Raw genomic sequence first — 23,535 nt, forward strand, 5'->3', positions numbered from 1 at the left:
TGGGAGCGCGGGGCTGGCCGGGTGTGGTGGCTCGTCCGCTGGAAGACTGGTCGGGTGCCCGACGACGACCTGCCCATGACCGTGCCCGCCCCGCTCGACGTGCCCCTCCCCGCAGGGTGGACGGCGCGCGTGCCCCACCTCGACGACGTCCCGGTGCTGGCCGACCTGGCGGCGGCCGAGCGCCGTGCCGCCACCGGCAGCGGGACGCCCGACCCGGGTGCCGTGGCGGGCGAGGTGGCGGGCCCTCGGTCGTGGACGCGCCGCCAGGCCGTGGCGGTGGACCCGCAGGGCACCGTGCGCGGGTGGGCCTCCGTGCACGACCGGGCGGCGGGCCGCGTCGTCGTCGAGGTGCGCGTCGACCGGTCCGGCCCCGACCCCGACGCGGTAGCGGCGGGAATGTACGCCTGGGTGGACGCGCAGGGGCGCGAGCTGGCCGCCCTGCGCGGCGTCGGCGCCGCCCAGCTCGACGCCGGCCCCTACGCGGACGACGCCGACCAGCGGCGCTGGCTCGCGGCGTCGGGCTACGAGCACGTGCGCACCTGGCTGCAGATGCGCCGCCCGGTCAGCCCGGCCGAGGCGGAGGACGGGGCGTTCCCGCCGCCCCGCGCCGGGGTGACCGTGCGACGCGTCGCCGCGCACGAGAACGGCGTCCCCGTCGCCGTGGACCTCCAGACGGTGCACCAGGTGCTGGAGGACTCCTTCCAGGACCACTTCAACTCCTACCGGGAGGGGTTCGCCGAGTTCCTGCAGCGGCTGCGGGAGGACCCGGGGCACCGGTGGGACCACTGGTGGCTGGCGTTCGTCGACGACCCGCAGGACCCGCAGGCCCCGCCGCTGCCGGCCGGGGCCCTCGTGGCGTCCGTCACCGCGCCGGAGTCCGACGACCCGGGCACGTACGTCGAGTACATCGGCGTGCACCGGCGGGCGCGCGGCCGCGGCGTGGCCAAGGGGCTGCTGTACGCCGTCGTCGCGGACGCCGCGCGCCGCGGGCGGAGCCGGGTGAGCCTCGAGGTCGACGCCGACAGCCCCACCGGGGCCGACGGGCTGTACACCTCGCTCGGCTGGGAGACCGCCTACGCCACCGAGTCGTGGCACAAGGACGTCGAGGTGAGATGACGGTCGTCGCGGCCCTCCCGGCCGCGGGGCGGGCCGCGACCCGTAGACTCTTCCGACGTGGCTCTCACCATCGGCATCGTCGGCCTGCCCAACGTCGGCAAGTCCACGCTCTTCAACGCTCTGACCCGCAACCAGGTGCTCGCGGCGAACTACCCGTTCGCCACGATCGAGCCCAACGTGGGAGTGGTGCCCCTGCCGGACCCGCGGCTGGAGAAGCTCGCGGAGATCTTCGGCAGCGAGCGGATCCTGCCGGCCACCGTGTCGTTCGTGGACATCGCGGGCATCGTCAAGGGCGCCTCGGAGGGTGAGGGCCTGGGCAACAAGTTCCTCGCGAACATCCGCGAGGCCGACGCGATCTGCCAGGTGACCCGGGTGTTCTCCGACCCCGACGTGGTGCGCGTCGAGGGATCCACCGACGCCCGCGGCGACATCGAGACCATCTCGACCGAGCTGATCCTGGCCGACCTCCAGACCCTCGAGAAGGCGCTGCCGCGCATCGAGAAGGAGGTCAAGATCAAGAAGGGCGACCCCGCCCTCCTGGAGGCCGGCAAGAAGGCCCAGGAGATCTTGGAGCAGGGCACCACGCTCTTCCAGGGCGCGAAGGCCGCCGGTCTCGACCTGGCCGACGTCGCCTCGTTCCAGCTCATGACGGCCAAGCCGTTCATCTACGTCTTCAACACCGACGACGCCGGCCTGGCCGACGAGGCCATGCAGGCCGAGCTGCGCGAGCTGGTGGCGCCCGCCCAGGCGATCTTCCTCGACGCCAAGTTCGAGTCCGAGCTGGTGGAGCTCGAACCCGACGAGGCCCGGGAGATGCTGGAGGCCAACGGCCAGGCGGAGGCGGGCCTCGACCAGCTCGCCCGCGTCGGCTTCGAGACCCTGGGCCTGCAGACCTACCTGACGGCGGGCCCCAAGGAGTCGCGCGCCTGGACCATCCGCAAGGGGTGGACGGCGCCGCAGGCGGCCGGCGTGATCCACACCGACTTCGAGCGCGGATTCATCAAGGCCGAGGTCATCTCGTTCGACGACCTGGTCGAGGCCGGCTCCGTGGCGGCGGCCCGCGCGGCGGGCAAGGCACGTGTCGAGGGCAAGGACTACGTCATGCAGGACGGCGACGTCGTTGAGTTCCGCTTCAATACATGATTCGTGTCCTGGCGTGGGAACTCTCAACGGCGGCAGGTAGAACGTGCTCGGGTTGTAGGGTTGGGTCGTGGTTGCCGATGTCATCGTTCTGACCGGTCCTCCGGGCGCAGGTAAGTCGACCACGGCACGCGAGCTGGCCCGACAGTACGACCGCGCTGTGCATCTGCATACCGATGATTTCTGGAGATACATCGCGGCTGGTGCGATTCCTCCTTACCTGCCGGAGTCCGATGAGCAGAATCAGACGGTGATGCGAGTGATCCGGGACGCGGCTTTCGCATACGCCGAAGGCGGGTTCGTGACCGTGGTGGATGGCATCGTCGGGCCGTGGATGATCAACCACTTCGTGCCTACTGAGAACAGCCAGAATGTCCCGGCGGTTCACTACGTCGTGCTCCGTCCGGGTCGCACTGAGACGCTTCAGCGCGCGCAGGGGCGGACAGCGCCGGAAGCGCTGGTCGAGGCGGAGCCCATCGATGTGATGTGGTCGCAGTTCGAGGACCTCGGAGACTACGAGGGTCACGTCATCGACTCCACGGATCAGTCGCCGTCAAAGACGGGCAGCGCTGTTTGGAACGCTGTTTTGAGCAGGGACTTCCTGCTCCCGCCTAGATCTTCCTAGGTGGGGCCGAGCTTGCCACCAGGTGAGCAGCCAGCGTCGTGCGCCGCGGTGCAGCAGGGCGGCGTGGCCGTGGACCGCTGACGACCGCCGTGGCGGGCGGATCTACTCCTCCGCCTCCGTCTCTGCCACCCGGGCCGGCGCAGTGAGGGTCTGCTGCGCCTGGCGGCCCGACCGTTGTCGCCGGGGCGTGCTTGAATTGCGGCATGAGCCGATCGCTGACCCCGCAGCTAGCGATGCTGTGGGAGTCCGATGAGCCGGTGGCCGCTCTTCAGCAGCGTTTCGGCTTCCCAGATGCCCTGTCTGCTGGTCGTTGGGTGGCCGAAGCCCTGAAGACTCACTGGGACATCGAGGTGACCTCTTGCGAGCGGCTTGTGATGAGTGACCGCAACGCCCTCGCCTGGGTTGTCGGCCCGGATGGCCCGTTTATCGCCAAGTGGTCAGTGACCCCTGAGCGCTTCAAGCGTCTCTCTGCGATCGCACGGCTGACCGCATGGCTCGGTTCCCGCGATCTCCCGGTCTCCGTCCCGGTCGCTGCACTGGATGGCGAGACTCAGGTGCAGCTGGGGGACGCCTCGATGGGGTTGCAGCAGGAAATCGTTGGCGAGCATCTCGATGTTGATAATGCTGAGCAGGTTCACGCCGCTGGCGCTGCGCTGGCCCGGTTGCATCGGGCGCTCGAGTCCTATCCCGAGGCGGGGGACCTCGCCACCTGGCTCTCGAAGCCTGAGCCACTCACTGCCCGAATCGACCAGTGGTTGAAGACCGCAGGTGAGCACGTTCCGCCGGAAGCGTGCGCTGCACTGCGAAAGATCGCTGCTGACGCGCCCCGAGTGCCTGCAAGACACCAGCTCGTCCATGGCGACATTCGCTCGGCGAATATTCTGTGTGATGGCCCTGTAATTACCGCTTTCATCGATTTCGACGAGGTTCGGCTCGACTTTCGTATCGACGAGATTGCACGATCTGCGGTGCTGCTGGGAACGCAATTCCACGATTGGGGTCCGGTTACTGCCGAGGTGCGCACAGCCTTCCTTGCGGGATACCAGTCAGTCCAGCCACTGGGGCCGGAGGAGCGTCAGTGGTGGAACGTCCTGGTGCTCTGGTACTCCCTGGCCTTCGTCCCGCCCGGCGACGATCCGACTGGTTGGAGACCCGCGGCACTCGACCACCTAGCCACACTCACCAACGTCTAGAGCACGGCATCCCTGTCACGCGCTCCGAGTGTTCGGGTACATCGAACGCCCCAGGACCCGGTCGAGTTCAAGTCCTACAACGCCTGCATGAGGTCGAGCCAGGGGTGACCGGGGTGTGCTCGTTGTAGTGACCGACTCAGCCATTCCCGACTGCTCGCATCGAGCGCAGGCAGGCATCGTTTCAGATCGTGCGTGTCCTGTGGACGAACGTGTTTCGCCTTCAGGAGAAGTTGGACCTCCGGACGCAGATGCAGGATCCCCTCCGAGGTCCACAGTGTCTGGTCGATGGGTCGGGAGATCGTGCGATCCCGCTTGAAGCGCCATGTGTCGCCGTCGACGCTGTCTAGGGCGTGTCTCCCATTGAGTTGACCAGCGGGTGTCGGGTGGCGAGGCTGAGCGCTCGTGGACGTAGGTGAGCCGAGCTACCCGTGCCCGTGCTGTGGGCACCTAGTGTTCGGCGAGCCGCCGGGCAGCTTCGAGATCTGCGATGTGTGCTTCTGGGAAGACGATCCAATTCAACTGCGGTGGCCGGACTGGAGCGGTGGCGCGAACCGACCTTCCCTGATCGATGCTCAGCGCGCTTACGCCGACCTCGGGGCGATCGAGCCCCGGTTTGTCCGGATGGTGCGCGCTGCAACATTGTCTGAACCAGTCGACGCTGGTTGGCGTCCCCTCGATCCGGCCGTCGACAGGTTCGAGCCCTGGTCGGTCCGCAGCGCGCCGTGGCCCGAGGATCGCACGACGTTGTACTGGTGGCGGCCGACCTACTGGCGTCGCAGTTGAGGACCGGTCACACCTTGGTCCACACGATGCAAGCGGACAGGACGACAGCGGCACGGTAGGTGATGGCGAGTTTGTCGTAGCGGGTCGCCAGCCCGCACCATTGCTTGGTCAGGGCGAAGCCGCGTTCCACGACGTTGCGCCGCTTGTATTTCTCCGCGTCCAGTGCCGGTGGACGCCCGCCGGCTGAGCCCTTGCGCAGGCGGGCGGCGGCGGAGTCCTTCTTCTCGGGAATGACGGCCTTGATCCCACGGGAGCGCAGGTGCTCCCGAACGGGTCCGGTGGCGTAGGCGCGGTCGGCAATTACAGCGTTAGGTGTGGTGCGCGGACGGCCGCGTCCCACAGCGCCGGACACGGATGTCGGCGAGCACCTCGGTGAGCATGGCACCGTCGTTGCGCTGCCCGCCGGTGATGACCGCGGCCAACGGACGCCCCCGCCCGTCCACCGCGTGGTGGATCTTGGACGTCAGCCCGCCACGCGACCTACCGATGCCGTGACCCGCAGGTTCACGCTTCCCGCCGAGCGAGCCGGGGACGAACCCGTCAGATGGATTCGTGTGATTCGCTCGTGCCCCCTGTGTCCTGATCCGGGCGGGTCGTGTTCGTCGCGTGCTGGTGCGCACGGTTGATCGTCGCGTCCACCGACACTGTCCAGTCGATCTTGCCCTCAGCGTCCGCGGCTGCCAGCAACCCGGCAAGCACCCTGTCCCACGTTCCGTCACCCGCATACCGGCGGTGCCGCTTCCACACCGTCTTCCACGACCCGAAGTGCTCACGAGGCAGGTCTCGCCAGGGGATCCCGGTCCGGTATCGATAGATGATCCCCTCGACCACCTTCCGGTTGTCCCAGAACGGGTGGCCACGCTGACCGGAGTTCGAGGGCAGCAGCGGTTCGATCCGCTCCCACTGCGCATCCGTAAGCGACTGGAACCGAGTCGACGTCACGCGGCGACTATGCAGCGCGCCGACTCACGAATATGGGAGACACGCCCTAGGAGGACGTCGTACTCCCAAGGATCTGCGCCACTTGCCCGGAGCCAGAGGTTGCCGCAGGCGTCGGGGACAGCCGCGTGCGCGTTGTCGGTGATCGGGGTGAGGCTGCCGGCGGCGGCCCACACGTCGAGTCGGCCGTTCATAAATGCGACGAATGCGCTGAGGTCGCTGCGGGGGATGCTGATGTCGAGATCCCCGTGTTCACGAGCGGTTCCGCTGAACGCGTCGATCGCCCACCCGCCGGCGATCCACCAGCGTCGCGAGTAGTCGCGCAGGAGGTGGGCGGCGTCCGAAGGTGTGCGGCCTCGCCAGGGCCCGTACAGACGAACGGTCTCAGCGTGGCTCAGCATGCGCCGCAGTTTGCGAGCGGGCGATGCCCCATCGTCGCCCCACTGCCCGCAGATGGTCCTCCGTGCCGGAACTCGGTGGAGTTCCGCTTCAACGTGTAGCCCGTCCTCGCTCCGACGCCCGCGGTCGCGCGCTGGGCGGCCGCCTCCGCCGAGCGGGTGCTGCCGCTGTTCGGGGCCGACGCCGAAGCACGGGACCGCATCGGGGACGCCGGCGTACGGCGCGGGGCGGGTCAGCGCGGCCGAGGAGATCGCCAAGAGGCTGGTCGCCGTGAAGGCGGCCGGGGCCACGATCCGTGCCATCCAGGCGGAGGTCGGCACGCGCTCGGTCTGAGGCGGGCTCGCTACAGCTCGCGGACGTGCAGCAGGCTGCGCAGGTCCACCTTGCGCCGGAGGTGGGAGCGCTCGGCCGCGTCGACGATCACGGCGGCCCCCAGCCAGGCCGCGCCGCTGCGCGCGACCAGCGTGTGCGCCGCCTCCACCTGCGCGCCGGTGGCGACCCAGTCGTCCACGAAGAGCACCCGGTCGCCAGGGCCGAGCAGGTTGCGGCGCACGCCCAGCCGCAGGTGACGGTCGCGGTAGTCGGGCGGGGCGGGGACCTGCAGCCAAGCGTCGGAGTCGGCGGCGGGGCCGGGATCCTTGAGGAGCTCGACGAAGCTGACGCCGAGGTGGACCGCGACGAGGGTGCCGAGCAGGGATCCGCGCGACTGGGGCCCGGTGACCACGGACGGCGGTGTCTCGGAGAACAGGGCTGCCAGCGCGGGGCCCAGTCCGGCCAGCAGGTCAGCGTCGCGCCACCAGCCCGTCGGGTCGGCGCGCAGGTCCGGGTCGGTCGCGTCACCGAGCCAGCGGAAGCCCTCGTGCAGGCGGGAGCGGAGCACGCTCGATGGTAGGGGAGTGCGGGCCGGGTCGGACGGTCGGCGGGGCGGCCCGCGGCCGGGACCTCGGGGTGCGGCCGGGGCCCGGCCGGAAAATCTGGTGACACGCGTGGGCGCCGCCGGTGAGCATCGAAGGTTGGCGTGTTACAGCACCCGAGCCTCTCGATGCCAACTGTTAACGGGCTGTTAAGTGAGTAACAGTTGTGATTCAGGTCGCAATCAACTCGGTAACGATCCGGTTGCGACTGCCGGAAAGCTCACATCGTGGACAGTCGGCCTCGTATGTTCTGCGGAACCCGAGCGAGGGGTGACCCCGGTCACGCTTCGCTGCCAGTCGGGTGCCCGTCCCCAGAGGAGAGTTCACGTGAGAATCACTCGTGCCGGAGCCGCCGTCTCGGCGCTCGCCGCCGGAGCCCTGCTGCTCTCGGCCTGCACCAGCCCTGCTCAGAACGACGAGGCGGACGGGAACACGAGCCCGACCGCCGCGACCGTCGAGCCCACCGGAAGCTGCAAGCCCGACCTGGGCGGTGTCGAGACCGCCGACGGGAACATCAGCTACTCCGTCGGTGAGGCCGAGTTCCTCGGGTACAACTCCAACACCCCGGAGACCTACTCCACCTACAACACGGCCGTGACCGACCGTCTCATCGGCGGGTTCTGGTACTGGGGCGTGGACGGGTCGGTCTGCCGTGACGAGGCGTTCGGCACGTACGAGGCCATCTCCGAGGACCCGCTGCAGGTCCGCTACACGATCGCCGACGACGCCACCTGGTCGGACGGCACGCCCATCACGTACGCCGACTTCCTGCTCGACTGGGCCGCCCAGGCGATCACCACCGACGGCACCGTCACCACAGACGGCAGCGAGACGGCCCTGTTCAACCACATCTCGGGTCTCACCCTGGGTGACTACGTGCCCGAGGGCCCGAAGGCCGACTCGGCCGACGCCAAGTCGTTCCAGTACGACTACGAGCGCGTCTACGCCGACTGGGAGATCCAGATCAGCGGTCCGTTCCCCGCGCACGTCGTGGCCGAGCAGGCCGGCGTCTCCACCGAGCAGCTCGTCGAGGCGATCCACAACCTCGACATGTCCGTGCTGCAGCCGGCCGCCGAGTTCTGGAACACCGGCTGGCTCTCGCAGACCCCGGGCGAGCTGCCCGACCCGGCGCTGGTCCCCGTCTCCGGCCCGTACACCTTCAAGGAGGGCGGCTGGGTCGCCGGTCAGTCGATCACGCTGACCGCCAACGAGAACTACTGGGGCACCCCGGCCGCCACGCGCGAGCTCACGTTCCGCTTCGCGCCGGCCGACACCCACGTCCAGGCGCTGCAGAACGGTGACCTCGACGTCATCGAGCCGCAGGCCACGGTCGACACCGTCGCCCAGCTCGAGGCGATCGGCAGCTCGATCACCATCACCACCGGCCAGACGCTCACGTGGGAGCACCTGGACTTCAACTTCGGTGCCGGTCCGTTCGCCGACAGCCTGCCGCTGCGCGAGGCGTTCGCCTACTGCGTGCCGCGCCAGGAGATCGTCGACAACCTGATCAAGCCGGTCGACGACTCGGCCGAGGTCATGAACGCCCGTGAGGTCTTCCCGTTCCAGGACGGCTACGACGAGGTCGTCGAGGCGGCCTACGACGGCCGCTACGACCAGGTCGACCTCGACCAGGCCAAGGCCAAGTTCGAGGAGGCGGGCGCGACCGCTCCGGTCCAGGTCCGCATCGGCTACTCGGCCCCCAACCCGCGCCGCGCGGAGGAGGTCGCGTCGATCAAGGCCTCGTGCGACCAGGTGGGCTTCGAGGTCCAGGACGTCGGCTCGGCGGACTTCTTCGACACGGTCCTGCCGAACGGTGACTACGAGGTGGCGCTGTTCGCCTGGGCCGGCTCGGGCCAGATCGCCTCGGGCCAGAACATCTACTCCTCGACCGGTACCCAGAACTACGGCAAGTACTCCGACGCCGAGGTCGACGCCGCCTGGGAGACCCTGGCCTCCTCGGCCGACCCTGAGGTCCACACCGAGCAGGTGAAGATCATCGAGAAGAAGCTGTGGGACACGCTGTACGGCATCCCGCTGTTCGCCCACCCGGGCGTGGCGGCCTACAGCTCGACGCTGCAGAACGTCCGTGACAGCGCCGCCCAGAGCGGTGCCGTCTGGAACGCCGAGCAGTGGTCTCGCGCCTCCTGACGTGAGACGACCGGGGCACCGGTGACGGTGCCCCGGCCCTCGTCGGCCGACGTGCCGCACCGCAGGGGGCAGGGGTCTCACCCTGCCCCCTGCGGCGTGACACCGCCCGCCCGTACCGCCGACCTGTCGGCCCGCCCACGCGGCCGCCGGCCCGCAGGTCTCCCCACCCAGCAGACGTCGCCGCCCCGCGGCCGTCTCCGAAGGGCCCACCCGTGCTCAAGTTCATCCTGCGGCGCGTCGCGGTCTCCGCGGTCGTGCTCCTCGCCGCCTCGTTCCTGATGTTCGTCCTGACGATCAACTCGGGCGACCCCCTGAAGGACCTGCGCGAGTCCAACGCCACCAACAAGCAGCAGCTCATCGACGCGCGGATCGCGTTCATGGGGCTCGACCTGCCCTGGTACGAGCGCTACTGGAACTGGCTCAAGGGCGTGGGCGGGTGCTTCACCGGCCAGTGCGACCTCGGCGTGACCGCCAACAACGTCGACGTGCTGAGCCTGACCACCCAGGCGGCGGGCGCGACGCTGCGCCTGGTGACCCTGGCGACCCTCCTGGCCATCGTGGTCGGCGTGGCGCTCGGCATCCTCACCGCCATCCGCCAGTACTCCGGCTTCGACTACTCCGTGACGTTCGGGGCCTTCCTCTTCTTCTCCCTGCCGGTGTTCTGGGCGGCGGTGCTGCTCAAGGAGTACGGCGCGATCCGGTACAACGACTGGATCGCCACGGGCCAGTACCAACCGGTCACGATCCTGGTGTCCGCGGCGGTGCTGGGCTTCGTGCTGCAGGCCGTGCTGGGTGGCGACAGGCGGCGGCGCCTGCTGACGGCGGGCGGGACGTTCGCGTTCGTCACCGTGGTGATGTTCGTGCTCAACGCGCTCGACTGGTACCGCAACCCGATGTTCGGCGCCGGCATGGTGCTGCTCGTCTCGGCCGGCGCCGGCGTCGTCGTCACCGCCCTGGTGACCGGCTTCGGCAACCGGCGCGTGCTGTACGGCGCGCTCACCACGGCCGTGGTCGGCGTGGTCGCATACTTCGTCTTCGCGCCGGTCCTGCTCGACCCGTCGTGGCTGTCGCTGATCGGGCTGTTCCTGCTGGCCGTGGTGGTCTCGCTCGGCATCGGGTACGCCTGGGGCGGCTACGCCCGCCGGCAGGCCATGCTCGTCACCCTGGTCACGGGTGTGCTGACGAGCCTGGCCGTCGTCTTCGACATCCTCGTGGCGCACTGGTCGAGCTTCCTGGGCCTCAAGTCCCGCCCCATCTCCACGATCGGTGCGGCGACGCCCAACTTCACCGGTGGCTTCTGGGAGTCGGTGCTGGACATGGGGGCGCAGATCCTGCTGCCGACGGTGCTGCTCACCCTGATCTCGGTGGCCTCCTACAGCCGTTACACGCGCTCCTCGATGCTCGAGGTGATGGGCCAGGACTACGTGCGCACGGCGCGGGCCAAGGGGCTGTCGGAGCGTGCCGTGATCACCAAGCACGCGTTCCGCAACGCCCTCATCCCGATCACCACGATCGTGGCGTTCGACTTCGCCGGCCTGATCGGCGGCGCAGTCATCACCGAGCGGGTGTTCGGCTGGAAGGGCATGGGTGCCCTGTTCGCCGACGGCCTCAACCACGTGGACCCGGCGCCGGTGATGGCGTTCTTCCTGGTCACGGGTGTCGCGGCCGTCCTGATGAACCTGGTGGCGGACATCATCTACGCCTCCCTCGACCCGCGGATCAGGCGGTGACCGCCGTGCACGCTCCCGTGCCGAGCACCGTCCGACCTGCCGCCGAGCCTCGCACCACCGGAGACCGCCATGAGTGAGATCAGGAACACCAGCCCCCGCGGGGAGGACTTCGAGCCCGTCCCCGCCCAGGCGGGCGTCGACGCCATCGGCATGGCCGCCGGCGTCGACCAGACGCCGCTGCCGGAGGAGGACAGGTCGTACAGCCAGGGGCAGCTCGTGCTGCGCCGGTTCCTGCGCCACCGCGGCGCCATGACGTCGCTCGTGGTGCTGGCGGTGATCGTCGTCGTGGCGTTCACGTCCATCGGCATCGGGCCGATCCCCGGCTGGTGGAACAAGAACTACATCCTCACGTACCCGAAGATCGGCGACGGGTCGCCCACCTGGGCGCACCCCTTCGGGCAGGACACGATCGGCAAGGACTACTTCGCGCTGGTCATGCGAGGCACGCAGCGCTCGCTCATCATCGCGTTCGGCGTCGGCGTGATCTCGACCGTGATCGGCACGGTGATCGGTGCGCTCGCCGGGTTCTACCGCGGCTGGGTGGAGTCGGTGCTGATGCGGCTGACGGACCTGTTCATCGTGATCCCGCTGCTCGTGCTGGCCGCGGTGCTCGGCAAGATCGCCTCGGGCTGGGGCGTGTGGGGCCTGACGCTGATGCTGGGCCTGGTGACGTGGACCGGGCTGGCGCGGCTGGTGCGCGGCGAGGTGCTGTCCCTGCGCGAGCGGGACTTCGTGACGGCGGCGCGGGCCGTGGGCACGAGCGCGAACCGCATCATCTTCAAGCACGTGCTGCCCAACGCCGTCGGCGTCATCATCGTCGCGGCCACGCTGGCGATCGCCTCGGCCATCCTGCTGGAGACGTCCCTGAGCTTCCTCGGGTTCGGCGTCCAGGCCCCCGACACGTCGCTCGGGACGCTGATCTCCACCTACCAGAACGCGTTCACCACCCGGCCCTGGCTGTTCTGGTGGCCGGGCGTGCTCATCCTGGCGATCGCGCTGTGCGTGAACTTCCTGGGTGACGGCCTGCGTGACGCGTTCGACCCCCGCCAGAACAGGACCAAGGCCTGATGACCACCGACACCACCATCACCGAGCCGGCCACCGCGCGCAGCGGGGCGGTGCTCTCCTTCGAGGACCTGCAGGTCACGTTCGGCACCGAGTTCGGCGACGTGCGCGCCGTCAAGGGGATCTCCCTCCAGGTGCACCCGGGCGAGGTCGTGGCCCTCGTGGGGGAGTCGGGCTCCGGCAAGTCCGTCACGTCGATGACGGCGCTCGGCCTTCTTCCCAAGAACGCCCGGGTCTCGGGCACCGTCCGCGTGGGGGACAAGGACCTGTCGCGGCTCGACGCGCGGGGGCTGCGCACCCTGCGCGGCAACGACGTCGCGATGGTGTTCCAGGAACCCATGACGGCGCTGAACCCGGTGCTCACCATCGGGGACCAGCTCACCGAGGCGCTGCAGCTGCACGGCATCGCCTACGGCAAGCAGGCGAGCGCCCGCGCGGCGGAGCTGCTGGCCATGGTGGGCATCCCCGAGCCGGAGCGGCGGCTCAAGCAGTACCCGCACGAGCTCTCGGGCGGTCAGCGCCAGCGCGTGGTGATCGCGATGGCGATCTCGTGCGACCCGAAGGTGATCATCGCCGACGAGCCCACCACGGCCCTGGACGTCACCGTGCAGGCCGACATCCTGGACCTGCTGCGCTCCCTGAAGGACAAGCTCGACACGGGCATCCTGCTCATCACCCACAACATGGGCGTGGTGGCCGACATGGCCGACCGTGTGGCGGTGATGCTCAAGGGCGACCTGGTCGAGGAGGGCACCACGGAGCAGGTGCTCAACGACCCGCAGCACGAGTACACGAAGCGGCTCCTGGCCGCGGTGCCGCACCTCGGGAACGGCCCGGGCCAGTTCGGCAGCGTGGCCGAGGTCTCGGCGCCCGCCCGGCAGGAGGCCCCGGCGCTCGACCTGCAGAACCTGGTGATCGAGTACCAGCGCCTGGGCAGGCCGGCGTTCCGTGCTGTCGACGACGTGTCGTTCTCCGTGGCGCAGGGCGAGATCGTGGGCCTGGTGGGCGAGTCCGGGTCGGGCAAGTCCACGATCGGCAAGGTGGCGCTGGGGCTCATGCCCGCCGTGTCCGGGTCGGTCTCGATCCTGGGGCACGACCTGGCGAAGCAGGGCGGCCGGCGGCTCAAGGAGCTGCGCAGGCGCATCGGCGTGGTCTTCCAGGACCCGGCGGCCTCGCTCAACCCGCGGTTCCCGATCGGTGACGTGATCGCCGAGCCGATGGTGGTGCACAAGGTGGGTGACGAGAAGGCGCGCCGGGAGCGGGTGTACGAGCTGCTGGACGCCGTCGAGCTGCCGCGCAGCGCCTTCAACCGCTACCCGCACGAGCTGTCGGGCGGTCAGCGTCAGCGTGTGAGCATCGCCCGCGCCCTGGTGCTGGACCCGGAGCTGCTGGTGGCGGACGAGCCGACGTCGGCCCTGGACGTGTCCGTGCAGGCGAGCGTCCTGAAGATGTTCACGGCGCTGCAGGAGCGCTACCAGTTCGCGTGCCTGTTCGTCAGCCACGACCTGGCCGTGATCGACACGCTCGCGCACCGGGTGGTGGTGCTGCAGAACGGGCGCATCGTGGAGCAGGGGCCGCGCGAGGAGGTGCTGCGCAAGCCGAGCGAGGAGTACACGCGCCGGCTCATCGCGGCGGCCCCGGTGCCGGAGCCGGGGGAGCAGCGGCGTCGCCGCGAGGAGCGCCACGCGCTCCTCAAGGAGCTCGGCGAGGAGGTGGCCGAGCTGCACGTGGACGCCGCGACGCCGCCCTCGCGTGCGGTGCCCGGTGCTCAGGGCGGCAACGCCTCCCGCGCGGGCGGGGTCCTCGGGGGCTGATCCGGGAGCGGTCGGCGGGGTCGTGCGGGTTCGCCCGTGCGGTCCCGCTCGCCGCGTCGACGAGGGGACGACGACGTGAGCCGCAGCCGTCTGCTGGCGCGCCGGGCCGGTGCGCACCGCGGGCTGCTCGTGCTGCTGTGCCTGCTGGTCGCGGCGGTGACCGCGGGCCTGGGTGCCACGCTCGGGTCGGTCCAGGCGTCGGCGGCGGCGGCCGCGCGGACCGGTCTGCCCGAGGGTGCGTCGGTCACGGTGACGACCCGCCTGGCCGAGGACGCCGTGGCGCAGGACGAGCGTGTGCGGGCGGTGGTCGCGGACCTGTTCCCCGGGGTGCCCCTGGACGTGGTGCGCTCGCAGGTCGCCGACCCCCGGGAGCCGTCGGCCCCGTTCGTCACCTGGACCCTGCGACCGGCCGTCGCCGCGCTGGTGCCGGGCGACCTGCGTGCGGTGGCGGCGGGCTCGGCCGGGCTGCGCGGGGCGCTGCGCACCGACGAGGCCGTCGCCGTCCGCGGCCTGACGGTCGAGGACTCGCTGGGCCCGCCGTCCGCGGAGCTCGACGCCGCGCTGACGGCCGCGGGCGCTGTGGCGCTGGTGCCGGTGACGCTCCTCGGGCTCGTCAGCCTGGTCGCCCTCGTGCAGGTGGCGCGGCTCGTGGGTGCGGTCCGGGGTGAGGAGGTCGCCCTGCTGGTGTCGCGCGGCGCGTCCGTGCGGCAGATCGCCGGCGCGGCGACGCTCGAGGCGTCGGTGGTGGCGCTCGCGGGGGCGCTGGCCGGCACGGCGGTGGCCGCGGTGGTGGTCCCCGGTGTCGCGGGCGGCGCTGCGGGGGCGGCGGCAGGAGCGGCCACGGTGGCCACGGTGGCTCTCCCGCTGCTGGCGGTGGCTCTCGGGGTGGGAACGGTGGCGGTCGTCGTGCTGGGCGCGGTGGCGGTGGCCGGGGCGCGGGCGGTGGCACGTCGTGGTGCGACCGAGCGGTCCGGCAGGGTCCGCCGCGCGGCTGCGGGCGCCACCGTGGTGCTCACCGTGGCGCTGGCGCTGCTGTGCGCCGAGCGGCTCCACCGTGCGGGTTCCCCGCTGGTGGGCACCACTCAGGGGGTGCGCACGGATCCCTTGGCCGCGGCGGCGCCGGCGCTCGCGCTGGCCGCGTCGGCGGTCGTGGTGCTCGCGCTGCTGGGCCCGCTCGCTGCGGCGGGGGAGCGGGTGGCCTCCCGGGGACGGGGCGTGGTGGGCGCCCTGGTGGCACGGCAGGTGGCACGGGGGCTCGGCGTGGTGGCCGTGCCGGTGGTGCTGCTGGTCCTGGCGGCGGGGTCCGTGGTGCTGGCCGGGGCCTTCGCGGGGACGGCGGAACGGGTGCGCGACGACGCGGCGGCCCTGCGCGTCGGCACGGACGTGCGCGTGCGCCCGGGCACGTCGCCCGGTACCCAGGGGCCGGTGACGGGGCTCGACGGGCTCACGGGGCTCGAGGGGGTGGCCGCGGCCGCCCCGGCGCGCGAGGTCGCAGCCGCCGTGGGGCAGGACCCGGTGCGGGTGCTGGCGCTGCCTGCCGCGCAGGTGCCTCGGGTGGTGCGGGCGCCGGGCGTCGACGTCGAGCGGCTGGCCGCCGCGATCGAGGTCTCCGCGCCGCAGGACGGCGCCCTGCCCGCCGTCGTCTCGCGCGCCCTGGCCGACCGCCTCGGACTCGCACCGGGCGACCGCCTGGACCTGCGCGCCCACGGGGCCACGCTCCCCGTGACCACGGCCCTCGTGGTGCCCGCCGTGCCAGGGGCGTCGTCGCAGGCCGCCGTGCTCGTGGACCTCGGGGCGCTGGCGGCGCGGCTGCCGGAGGGCGCGGGGGCGGCCGAGGTGTGGGTCGCCGCCGTGCCGGGGCACGGGGAGCCGGGCACCGCCGCCGCGCTCGCCGCCCGGGTGGCCGACGCCGTGCCCGGGGCACAGGTCGTCACCGCCCGGCCGGGCTCCTCGCCGGGCGCCGTCGCCGACCCGTCGGGGTCCGTGCGGCGGGCGGCGTGGGTCGCTGCGGCCGGCACGGTGGTGCTCGGGCTCGGCGGGGTGCTCGCCGTCGCCGTCGCCACGCTGCGGGCCCGGCGGGGCGAGGTGGTCGTCCTGCGCGCGGTCGGCACGGGGCCGCGCGCGCAGGCGTGGGCCCGGGCGGGCGAGCTGCTCGCGGCGGGCGGGGCGGCGGTGGTGCTCGGCGCCGGTGCCGGCGCCCTGGTCGCGCTGTCCGCCGTGCCCCTGCTCGCCCGCGCGACGGTGCCCGGTGCCGGGCTGCTGGACGTGGAGGTCGTGCCCGCGACGGTGCCTACCGCGGCGGGGCTCGCGCTGCTGGCCGCCGGGGTCGTCGCCGTGGCCGCGGCCACCGGGGCGCGCGTGGCCGGGCAGGCCCGGGACACCACCTGGCGGGAGGAGGTGCGATGAGGGCGATGCTGCTGCTGGTGCGCCGGGGCCTGCGCGCCTCGTGGGGCCCGACGGCGCTCCTGGCCGTGGTCGCGCTGCTCGCCGCGCTCGTGGCGTCCGCCGCCCCGCGGGCCGTCACGGGGATCCACGCCCGGCAGGTGGTCCACGAGACGTCGGCCCTGACGCCGCTGACCCGGGACGTCGTCACCACGCGGGCCGGGGTGGCGGGCGCGGCAGGTCTCACGGACGCGGGGCCGGGGGCACCGGCCCCGCGGTGGGCCGAGTACCTCGACGGGCTGGAGGCGCTGCGTGCCGCCCAGCCCGAGCCCCTGCGGTCCGTCCTCGGGGCCCCTGACCTCGGCGTGACCACCGGCGAGCTCGGCACCGAGGCCGGCCCCGCCAGCGACGTGCGGCACCCGACGCTCCTGCTGCGTGCCGCCGCCCGCGTGCTCGACCACGTGCGGGTGGTCGAGGGCCGCTGGCCCGGGGCGACCGCCGTCACCCCGGCCTTCGGCGGGGTGGGCTGGGGGGCGGACGGGCCCGTCGAGGTGGCCCTGTCCGTCCCGGCGGCCGAGGAGCTCGGCTGGCAGGTCGGGCAGGAGCACCCCGTCGACGGCAACCCGTTCGTGCCCGCGGTGGTGCTCGTGGGCACCTACGAGGCGGTGGACCCTGACGGCGCCTACTGGGCGCACCAGCCGGCGGGGGAGCGGCCCCTGGTGGTGGACGACCTGAACATGGGCAGGTCGGCGCAGGCAGCCGCCTACGTGGACCCGTCGATGCTGCGCGTGGCGGCCGCGACGGGAGCGACGACCCGCGCCTGGTTCCCGCTCGACGTGGGGGCCTCGCCGCGGACCGGCCCCGACGACGTGGCCCCGCTCCTGGCCCAGCTCCGAGGGCTGACAGGCCGGACCCTGGAGGTGGTGCCGGGCGACCCGGTGACGTTCCAGGGCACCACGGAGGTGGTGGGGACGCTCGAGCGCCTGGCCGGGCAGCGGGCCGGCGTGGACGCCGTCGTCGCGGTGCTGGCCTCCGGGCCGGTCGGGGTGACGCTGGCGGTGCTGGTGCTCGCCGCCCGCCTGGTGGCCGAGCGGCGCAGGGGGACCCTCGCGCTGCTGTCCGCCCGCGGTGCCTCGCCCGGGCGGCTGCGCGCTCTGACGGCGCTGGAGGGCCTGGTCGTGGGGCTCCCGGCCGCTGCCGCAGGGCTCGCCGCGGGGCTGCTGCTCGTACCGGCCGGCCCCACCGCCCCGGTCACGGCCGGCCAGGTGGCGGGCGCCCTGCTCGCAGGCCTGGCGCCGGCCGCGGTGCTGGCCGCCGCCGGCGTGCCCCGCGGGCTGCGCGCGGGCCGGGCCGACCTCGCCGGGCCGGCCCGCGGCCGCGCCCGCCTGGTCGGGGAGGCGCTCGTGCTCGCCGCCGCCGCAGCGTCGTCGTCGCTGCTCCTCCAGCGCGGGGCCGTCGCTACGGACCGCGACGGCGTGGACCCGGTGCTCGCCGTGGCCCCGCTCCTGCTGGCGCTCGCGGTCTCCCTCGTCGCGGTGCGGCTGGCGCCGCTGGGCGCCCGCGCGCTCGAGGTGCTCCTGGCACGTCGCCGCGACCTGGTGCCGTTCCTCGGTGCGGCCCGCGCGACCCGGGACGCCGCCGGGGGTGTCGTGCCGCTGCTGGCCCTGGTGCTGGCCGTGGGTGTCGCCGGGGCCGGGGCGGTGCTGCAGTCCACGCTCGCGCAGGGGGTCACGCACCAGGCGTGGGCGGCGGTGGGCGCCGACCTGCGTGTCGCCGGTCCCGTCCTCGGGCCGGACAGGGTGGCGGCGCTGCGGGACGTCGAGGGCGTCGCCGAGGTGGCCACGGTCGCGGACCTCGGGTCACGCACCCTGCGGGTCGGGGTGGGCGGGTCGAGCGCCGGTGTGCTGGCGGTCGACGCCGCCGCGCTGGCGCGGGTGCAGGACGGCGTGCCGGGCGCGGTGCCGGCCGTCGCCGACCTCGCGGCGCGCGCTGCCGCGGCGGCCGGTGACGGCGGGGCGGAGGCTGCCGGCGGGACCGGGGGCGACGGGTCCGGTCCGGGCGGGCTGGCCGCGCTCACGACCGCGGCCACCGGGGTGCGGGCGGGCACGCCCGACGTCGGGCTCGTGGCCGGCCGGGTCGTGCCCACCGACGTGCTCGCCACCGTGGACCTGCTGCCGGGCGTGGCCTCGGCCGGCCCGCACGTGGTGGTCGACGCAGCGCAGGCAGCGGGCGTGCTGGGCGATCAGCCCCGCCCGCGGCTGGCCCTCGTCGCGCTCGACGACGACGCCGACCGGCCCGCCGTCGTCGCCGCCGTCCGGGGCCTGCTGCCCACCGCGGTGGTGGACGACCCGGCCGTGCAGGCCGACGCGCTGCTCGGCTCGCCCGTGGCCGCCGGGCTGCGCGCCACCTCTGTGGCGGTCGTGGCCCTGGCCGCGCTGGGGTGCGTCGGCGTCGTGGGCACCACGCTGCTGCTCGGTGCCCCGGAGCGGGGGCGGCTGCTGGCGCTGCTGCGCACCCTGGGGATGCCGCGCCGTGCGGGCCGTGCCCTGGCCGCCTGGGAGCTCGGGCCGTGGGCGGCCGTGGCGCTGGGCGTCGGCGCGGCGCTGGCGTGGGCGCTGCCCGTCCTCGTGCTCGCGGCCGTGGACCTCACCGCCCTGACCGGCGGGGACGCCCCGCCGCCGCTGCGGCTCGACCCTCTCGTCCTGGCCGCCGTCGCCGGCGGCTTCCTCGCCCTGGTGGCGGGCGGCGCGGCACTGGCCGCGGCGACCGCCCCGACGTCCACCGACGGTGCGCTGGCCGAGCGGCTGCGCGCCGGGGAGGAGCGCTGACATGCCCGTCCACGTGCCCGTCCAGGACGACCGGTCGTCCGCCGGCCCGGGCCGGCCGCCCGCCGGCGGGGAGATCCGCTGCCGCGACCTGGTCCGCGTCTTCGCCGCCGAGGGCGTGGAGGTCCAGGCGCTGCAGGGCCTGACCCTGGACGTCGAGCCGGGCGAGCTGGTCGCCCTGGTCGGCGCCTCGGGCTCGGGCAAGTCCACCCTTCTGAGCATCCTCTCGGGGCTCGACACCCCCACGGCGGGGTCGGCGGTGGTCGCCGGGACCGACCTGCTCGCGACGGGGCGGCGCGAGCGCGTCGCCTACCAGCGTCACACCGTGGGGTTCGTGTGGCAGCAGACCTCCCGGAACCTCCTGCCGTACCTGACGGCGGCCGAGAACGTCCGGGTGCCCCTCGAGCTGGCCGGCCGCGGGGGCGGACGGGGCGCCGGCAGGAGGGCCGCGGCGGACGCCCGGGTGGCCGAGCTGCTCCACCTGCTCGACGTGCACGACGTCGCCGACCGCCGGCCGGGCCAGATGTCGGGCGGGCAGCAGCAGCGCGTGGCGGTGGCCGTGGCGATGGCCAACGCGCCGCGGGTGCTGCTGGCCGACGAGCCCACGGGCGAGCTGGACGAGGCCACGAGCGCCGAGGTCCTCGAGGCGCTGCGGGCCGTCAACGAGGCCACCGGCGTGACCACGCTCGTGGTCACGCACGACCCCACGGTGTCCGAGCACGTGGCACGCACCGTGCAGATCCGCGACGGTCGCACCTCCACGGAGGTGCTGCGCCGCAGCGAGGTGGACGAGCACGGCGCCGAACGGCACGTGGCCGAGGAGTTCGCCGTCCTGGACCGGGTGGGCCGGATGCAGCTCCCGCCCGACTTCGTGGCGGCGCTGGACCTGCGCGACCGCGTGCGCCTCGCGCTCGAGCCCGACCACGTCCAGGTCCGCCCCGCCCAGCAGGAGGAACGATGAGCGCTCACGCACATGGTGGCCGCGACGGTGCGGTGGCGGGGGAGCCCGGCGCGCCGTCGGTCGCGCTGCGCGCGGAGGGGCTCTCGCGGACCTTCGGGTCCGGCGCGGTGGGCGTCCGGGCGCTGGCGGACGTGAGCCTGAGCGTCCCGCCGGGCCGGCTCGTCGTGGTCACGGGTCCCTCGGGCTCGGGGAAGACGACCCTGCTCCACCTGCTCGGCGGCCTGGACCGGCCGACGTCGGGCCGGGTGTGGCTCGGGCCGGCCACCGACGGCGGGCCCGAGCGGGAGCTGACGGCGATGCCCGAGGAGCAGGTGCTGGCCGCGCGGCGCGAGGAGATCGGCTACGTGTTCCAGTCCTTCGGGCTGGTCCCCGTGCTCTCGGCGGCCGAGAACGTCGAGGTGCCGCTGCGCCTGGCACGGACGGCGCCGGCGGAGCGGGCCGCCCGGGTGGCGCGGGCGCTCGGGCTCGTGGGGCTCGCCGGGCACGCCGCCCAGCGGCCGTACGAGCTGTCCGGCGGGCAGCAGCAGCGCGTCGGGATCGCGCGGGCTCTGGTGGCGGCGCCGCGGGTCCTGCTGGCGGACGAGCCGACGGGGCAGCTCGACTCCGGCACGGCCCGCACGATCATGGACCTCGTGCACGGGCTGGTCCGCGGCGAGGGGCTGGCCGCGGTGGTCAGCACCCACGACCCGGAGCTGGTCGAGCGGGCGGACCACGTGCTGCGGCTGCACGACGGGCGCCTCGTCGACGAGAGGTAGCCCCGGCGACCCTGCCGGCGGAGGCTGCGCACGGGCCGGGTGCGCCCTGCGGGTGGGCGGCGGGCGTCCACGATGCAGGACACGCGGGCACCTGCGGGCGGCGGCCGGGCCCAGCGCATACCGTCGGAGGATGACCGGCCGGCTGAGCGACGAGCAGCGGGCGGACTGGTACGACGCCGAGAACGACTGGGCCGCCGACGACGACTTCTACCTGGCGCTGGCCAGCGAGCGCGGGGAGTCACGGGTGCTCGACCTCGGCTGCGGCACCGGCCGCCTCACGCTCGCGCTCGCCCGCGCCGGCCACCTCGTCACCGGGGTGGACCCGGACCCAGGTGCGCTGGCCAGGGCGCGGGCCAAGCCGGGCGCCGACGACGTCATCTGGGTGGAGGGCACGTCCTCGGCGGTGGCGGACGCCGAGTTCGACGTCGCCCTCCTGACGGGGCACGTGGTGCAGGCCATCGTCGACCCGCGGGACTGGGCCGAGACCCTCACCGACCTGCGCCGGGTGCTGGTGCCGGGCGGGACGCTCGCCTTCGACACGCGCGACCCGGCGGCCCGGGCGTGGCTCCGGTGGAACCCCGTCGACTCGCGCGCCGCCGTGGTGCTGACCGACGGCACGCAGGGCGTCGGCTGGTACGACGTCCAGGACGTCACCGACGGCGTGGTCACCTTCCACGACCACCGCGTGTTCGCCGACGGCACCGAGACGGTGGACGAGGGCCAGCTCGTCTTCCGCACCGAGCAGCGCCTGCGGGCCGACCTCTCGGGGGCGGGGCTCGTGGTCGACGCCGTCTACGGCGGGTGGCACCGCGAACCGGTGGGGGAGGGCGTGGGGGAGCTCGTCGTCGTCGCCCACCGATGAGGGCGAGACGGGTCCAGAGCCTGTGACGGCCCTGTTAAGCCGATATACCGACTCGATAACGTTCGCCACCTGGAAGCGGACAGACCTGGCAATCCGGGTGACGTGCGGCATACGCTCGGCCCCGTTCGCGCTTGCTGGACCCTGCCGCGCGAGCCCCGCCCCGGCCACGGACGCGGGCTCGTCGGCCGGACGACGGCCAAACAGCCGCCGATGCCCTTCTCGGAGGAAACACATGAAGCTCAGGCGTTATGCCGGCGTGACGGCGATGACCGTCGCCGGCGCCCTCGCCCTCGCCGCCTGCTCGGGCGGCTCGACCGGCGGCGACGACGGCGCCTCTGGCGCCGGGACCGCGTTCGTCACGGTCAGCGGCACGGAGCCGCAGAACCCGCTCGTGCCCACCAACACGAACGAGGTCGGCGGCGGTCTCGTCGTCACGCAGATCTTCTCGGGCCTGGTGTACTACGGCGCCGACGGCTCGCACCACAACGAGATCGCCGAGTCGATCGAGTCCGACGACGACCAGACGTGGACGATCACGATCGCCGACGGCTGGAAGTTCAGCGACGGCTCGCCGGTCACCGCGAACAGCTTCGTGGACGCGTGGAACTACGGCATCCTGCGCCAGAACGCCCAGACGCAGTCGTACTTCTACTCGTACATCGAGGGCACGGACGACGACGGCCTGGCGGACGGCCCGGCCAGCGGCCTCAACGTCGTCGACGACCACACCTTCACCGTCACGCTGAAGTCGCCCGACGCGGAGTTCCCGCTGCGCCTGGGCTACTCGGCCTACTACCCGCTGCCCGAGGCCTTCTTCGAGGACCCGGACACGCTGGGCGAGCAGCCGGTGAGCAACGGCCCGTACGTGGTCGAGGAGTGGAACCACAACCGCCAGATCTCGCTGCGCCCCAACCCGGAGTACCCGGCTGACGGCCCGCGCGCGGCGCAGAACGACGGCGTCGACTACGTCATCTACGACAACGAGGACACCGCGTACCTGGACCTCCAGGCCGGCAACCTCGACATCATCCAGAACGTCCCCGCCAGCGCCATGGGCACGTTCGAGGACGACCTGGGCGACCGCGCCGTCTCGATCCCGGCCGCGATCATCCAGACGATGACCGTGCCGGAGTACCTGCCCGAGTTCCAGGGCGACGCCGGCATCAAGCGCCGCCAGGCGATCTCGCACGCGATCGACCGTGAGCAGATCACCGAGACGATCTTCAACGGCTCGCGCATCCCGGCCCACGACTTCACGTCGCCGGTCGTCCCGGGCTACTCGGAGAAGATCCCCGGCTCCGAGGTGCTCGACTACGACGCCACGCGCGCCAAGCAGCTGTGGGACGAGGCCGAGGCCGAGAGCCCCGTCGGTGCCGACTACACCCTGCAGATCGCCTCGAACGCCGACTCGGACCACCAGACGTGGGTCGACGCGGTGTGCAACAACATCCGCCAGGTCCTCGAGATCGGCTGCGAGTTCTACCCGTACCCGACCTTCGCGGAGTTCCTGAACGCCCGCACGGGCCAGGCCGTGCCCGGCGTCTTCCGTGCTGGCTGGCAGGCGGACTACCCGTCGATGAGCAACTTCCTCGGCCCGATCTACCGCACGGGTGCCGGCTCCAACCACGGCTTCTGGTCCAACCCCGAGTTCGACCAGCTCCTGACCGAGGGCGGCGCGGCCGCCACGCCGGAGGAGTCGCAGGAGATCTACCAGCGCGCCCAGGAGATCCTGTTCGCGCAGCTGCCCGGCATCCCGCTCTGGTACAACTCGACGACCGCCGGCTACGGCGAGGCCGTCGAGAACGTCCAGTTCGGCTGGGACAGCGCTCCGATCCTCTACGAGGTGACGAAGCAGGGCTGATCCCCGCGATTAGCACTGGAACG

The 23,535-nt window shown here is 72.8% G+C and carries 17 protein-coding genes and 1 pseudogene; 15 read left to right on the forward strand and 3 right to left on the reverse strand.

Translation table 11 applies throughout. The annotated features are described in order from the left end of the window. Window positions 1-54: 54 nt before the first annotated feature. From DNL40_RS01285 to DNL40_RS01305, 5 genes are all read left to right on the forward strand, one after another. A complete protein-coding gene (locus DNL40_RS01285) occupies window positions 55-1,116 on the forward strand; it encodes a GNAT family N-acetyltransferase (RefSeq protein WP_245885559.1) in 1,062 nt (353 codons plus the stop codon). A 57-nt stretch (window positions 1,117-1,173) separates the two neighbouring features. Further along, window positions 1,174-2,259, forward strand: a complete 1,086-nt coding sequence (ychF, locus tag DNL40_RS01290) for a redox-regulated ATPase YchF (protein ID WP_111249420.1) — start codon at window positions 1,174-1,176, stop codon at window positions 2,257-2,259. A gap of 67 nt (window positions 2,260-2,326) precedes the next feature. After that, window positions 2,327-2,881, forward strand: a complete 555-nt coding sequence (locus DNL40_RS01295) for an AAA family ATPase (protein ID WP_111249421.1) — start codon at window positions 2,327-2,329, stop codon at window positions 2,879-2,881. Between the two features lie 203 nt (window positions 2,882-3,084). Further along, the gene (locus DNL40_RS01300) at window positions 3,085-4,074 is read left to right on the forward strand and encodes a phosphotransferase (RefSeq protein ID WP_111249422.1); all 990 of its coding nucleotides are present in this window, start codon (window positions 3,085-3,087) and stop codon (window positions 4,072-4,074) included. Between the two features lie 402 nt (window positions 4,075-4,476). Next, window positions 4,477-4,857, forward strand: coding sequence for a CPCC family cysteine-rich protein (locus tag DNL40_RS01305; RefSeq protein ID WP_111249423.1), 381 nt, complete (start codon window positions 4,477-4,479; stop codon window positions 4,855-4,857). Window positions 4,858-4,864: 7 nt separating this feature from the next. Here DNL40_RS01305 and DNL40_RS01310 read toward each other — a convergent pair. From DNL40_RS01310 to DNL40_RS01320, 3 genes and pseudogenes are all read right to left on the reverse strand, one after another. Next, window positions 4,865-5,799, reverse strand: a pseudogene (locus tag DNL40_RS01310) (IS5 family transposase). Next, window positions 5,796-6,197, reverse strand: coding sequence for a nucleotidyltransferase domain-containing protein (locus DNL40_RS16130; RefSeq protein WP_146251989.1), 402 nt, complete (start codon window positions 6,195-6,197; stop codon window positions 5,796-5,798). Before DNL40_RS16130 ends, DNL40_RS01310 begins: the two are co-directional and overlap by 4 nt. A gap of 341 nt (window positions 6,198-6,538) precedes the next feature. Further along, the gene (locus DNL40_RS01320) at window positions 6,539-7,075 is read right to left on the reverse strand and encodes a phosphoribosyltransferase family protein (protein WP_111249425.1); all 537 of its coding nucleotides are present in this window, start codon (window positions 7,073-7,075) and stop codon (window positions 6,539-6,541) included. 361 nt (window positions 7,076-7,436) lie between these two features. On the opposite strand from DNL40_RS01320, the gene DNL40_RS01325 reads away from it, so the two are divergent. The 10 genes from DNL40_RS01325 (at window position 7,437) to DNL40_RS01370 (ending at window position 23,512) form a co-directional block, all read left to right on the forward strand. Next, window positions 7,437-9,257, forward strand: a complete 1,821-nt coding sequence (locus tag DNL40_RS01325; RefSeq protein WP_111249426.1) for an ABC transporter family substrate-binding protein — start codon at window positions 7,437-7,439, stop codon at window positions 9,255-9,257. Between the two features lie 212 nt (window positions 9,258-9,469). Further along, entirely contained in the window at window positions 9,470-10,987 is a 1,518-nt protein-coding gene (locus DNL40_RS01330) for an ABC transporter permease (protein ID WP_111249427.1), read from the forward strand. 69 nt (window positions 10,988-11,056) lie between these two features. Beyond that, window positions 11,057-12,055, forward strand: a complete 999-nt coding sequence (locus DNL40_RS01335) for an ABC transporter permease (protein WP_111249428.1) — start codon at window positions 11,057-11,059, stop codon at window positions 12,053-12,055. Next, entirely contained in the window at window positions 12,055-13,866 is a 1,812-nt protein-coding gene (locus DNL40_RS01340) for an ABC transporter ATP-binding protein (RefSeq protein ID WP_111249429.1), read from the forward strand. Before DNL40_RS01335 ends, DNL40_RS01340 begins: the two co-directional genes overlap by 1 nt. A 75-nt stretch (window positions 13,867-13,941) precedes the next feature. Continuing rightward, a complete protein-coding gene (locus DNL40_RS16570) occupies window positions 13,942-16,272 on the forward strand; it encodes an ABC transporter permease family protein (RefSeq protein ID WP_111249430.1) in 2,331 nt (776 codons plus the stop codon). After that, a complete protein-coding gene (locus tag DNL40_RS01350; RefSeq protein WP_146251990.1) occupies window positions 16,269-19,076 on the forward strand; it encodes an FtsX-like permease family protein in 2,808 nt (935 codons plus the stop codon). Before DNL40_RS16570 ends, DNL40_RS01350 begins: the two co-directional genes overlap by 4 nt. Window position 19,077: 1 nt before the next feature. Then, a complete protein-coding gene (locus DNL40_RS01355; protein ID WP_111249432.1) occupies window positions 19,078-20,034 on the forward strand; it encodes an ABC transporter ATP-binding protein in 957 nt (318 codons plus the stop codon). Then, window positions 20,031-20,789 (forward strand): ABC transporter ATP-binding protein, encoded by a 759-nt coding sequence (locus DNL40_RS01360; protein ID WP_111249433.1) that lies wholly within the window; start codon window positions 20,031-20,033, stop codon window positions 20,787-20,789. The genes DNL40_RS01355 and DNL40_RS01360 overlap by 4 nt, the downstream gene beginning before the upstream one ends. A 130-nt stretch (window positions 20,790-20,919) precedes the next feature. Next, window positions 20,920-21,651 carry a class I SAM-dependent methyltransferase gene (locus tag DNL40_RS01365; RefSeq protein WP_111249434.1) on the forward strand — a complete coding sequence of 244 codons (732 nt, stop codon included), beginning with the start codon at window positions 20,920-20,922 and terminating at the stop codon, window positions 21,649-21,651. Window positions 21,652-21,883: 232 nt separating this feature from the next. Beyond that, the gene (locus DNL40_RS01370) at window positions 21,884-23,512 is read left to right on the forward strand and encodes a peptide ABC transporter substrate-binding protein (protein WP_111249435.1); all 1,629 of its coding nucleotides are present in this window, start codon (window positions 21,884-21,886) and stop codon (window positions 23,510-23,512) included. Window positions 23,513-23,535 lie beyond the last annotated feature (23 nt).

Source organism: Xylanimonas oleitrophica, from assembly GCF_003244315.1.
Lineage (GTDB): Bacteria > Actinomycetota > Actinomycetes > Actinomycetales > Cellulomonadaceae > Xylanimonas_A > Xylanimonas_A oleitrophica.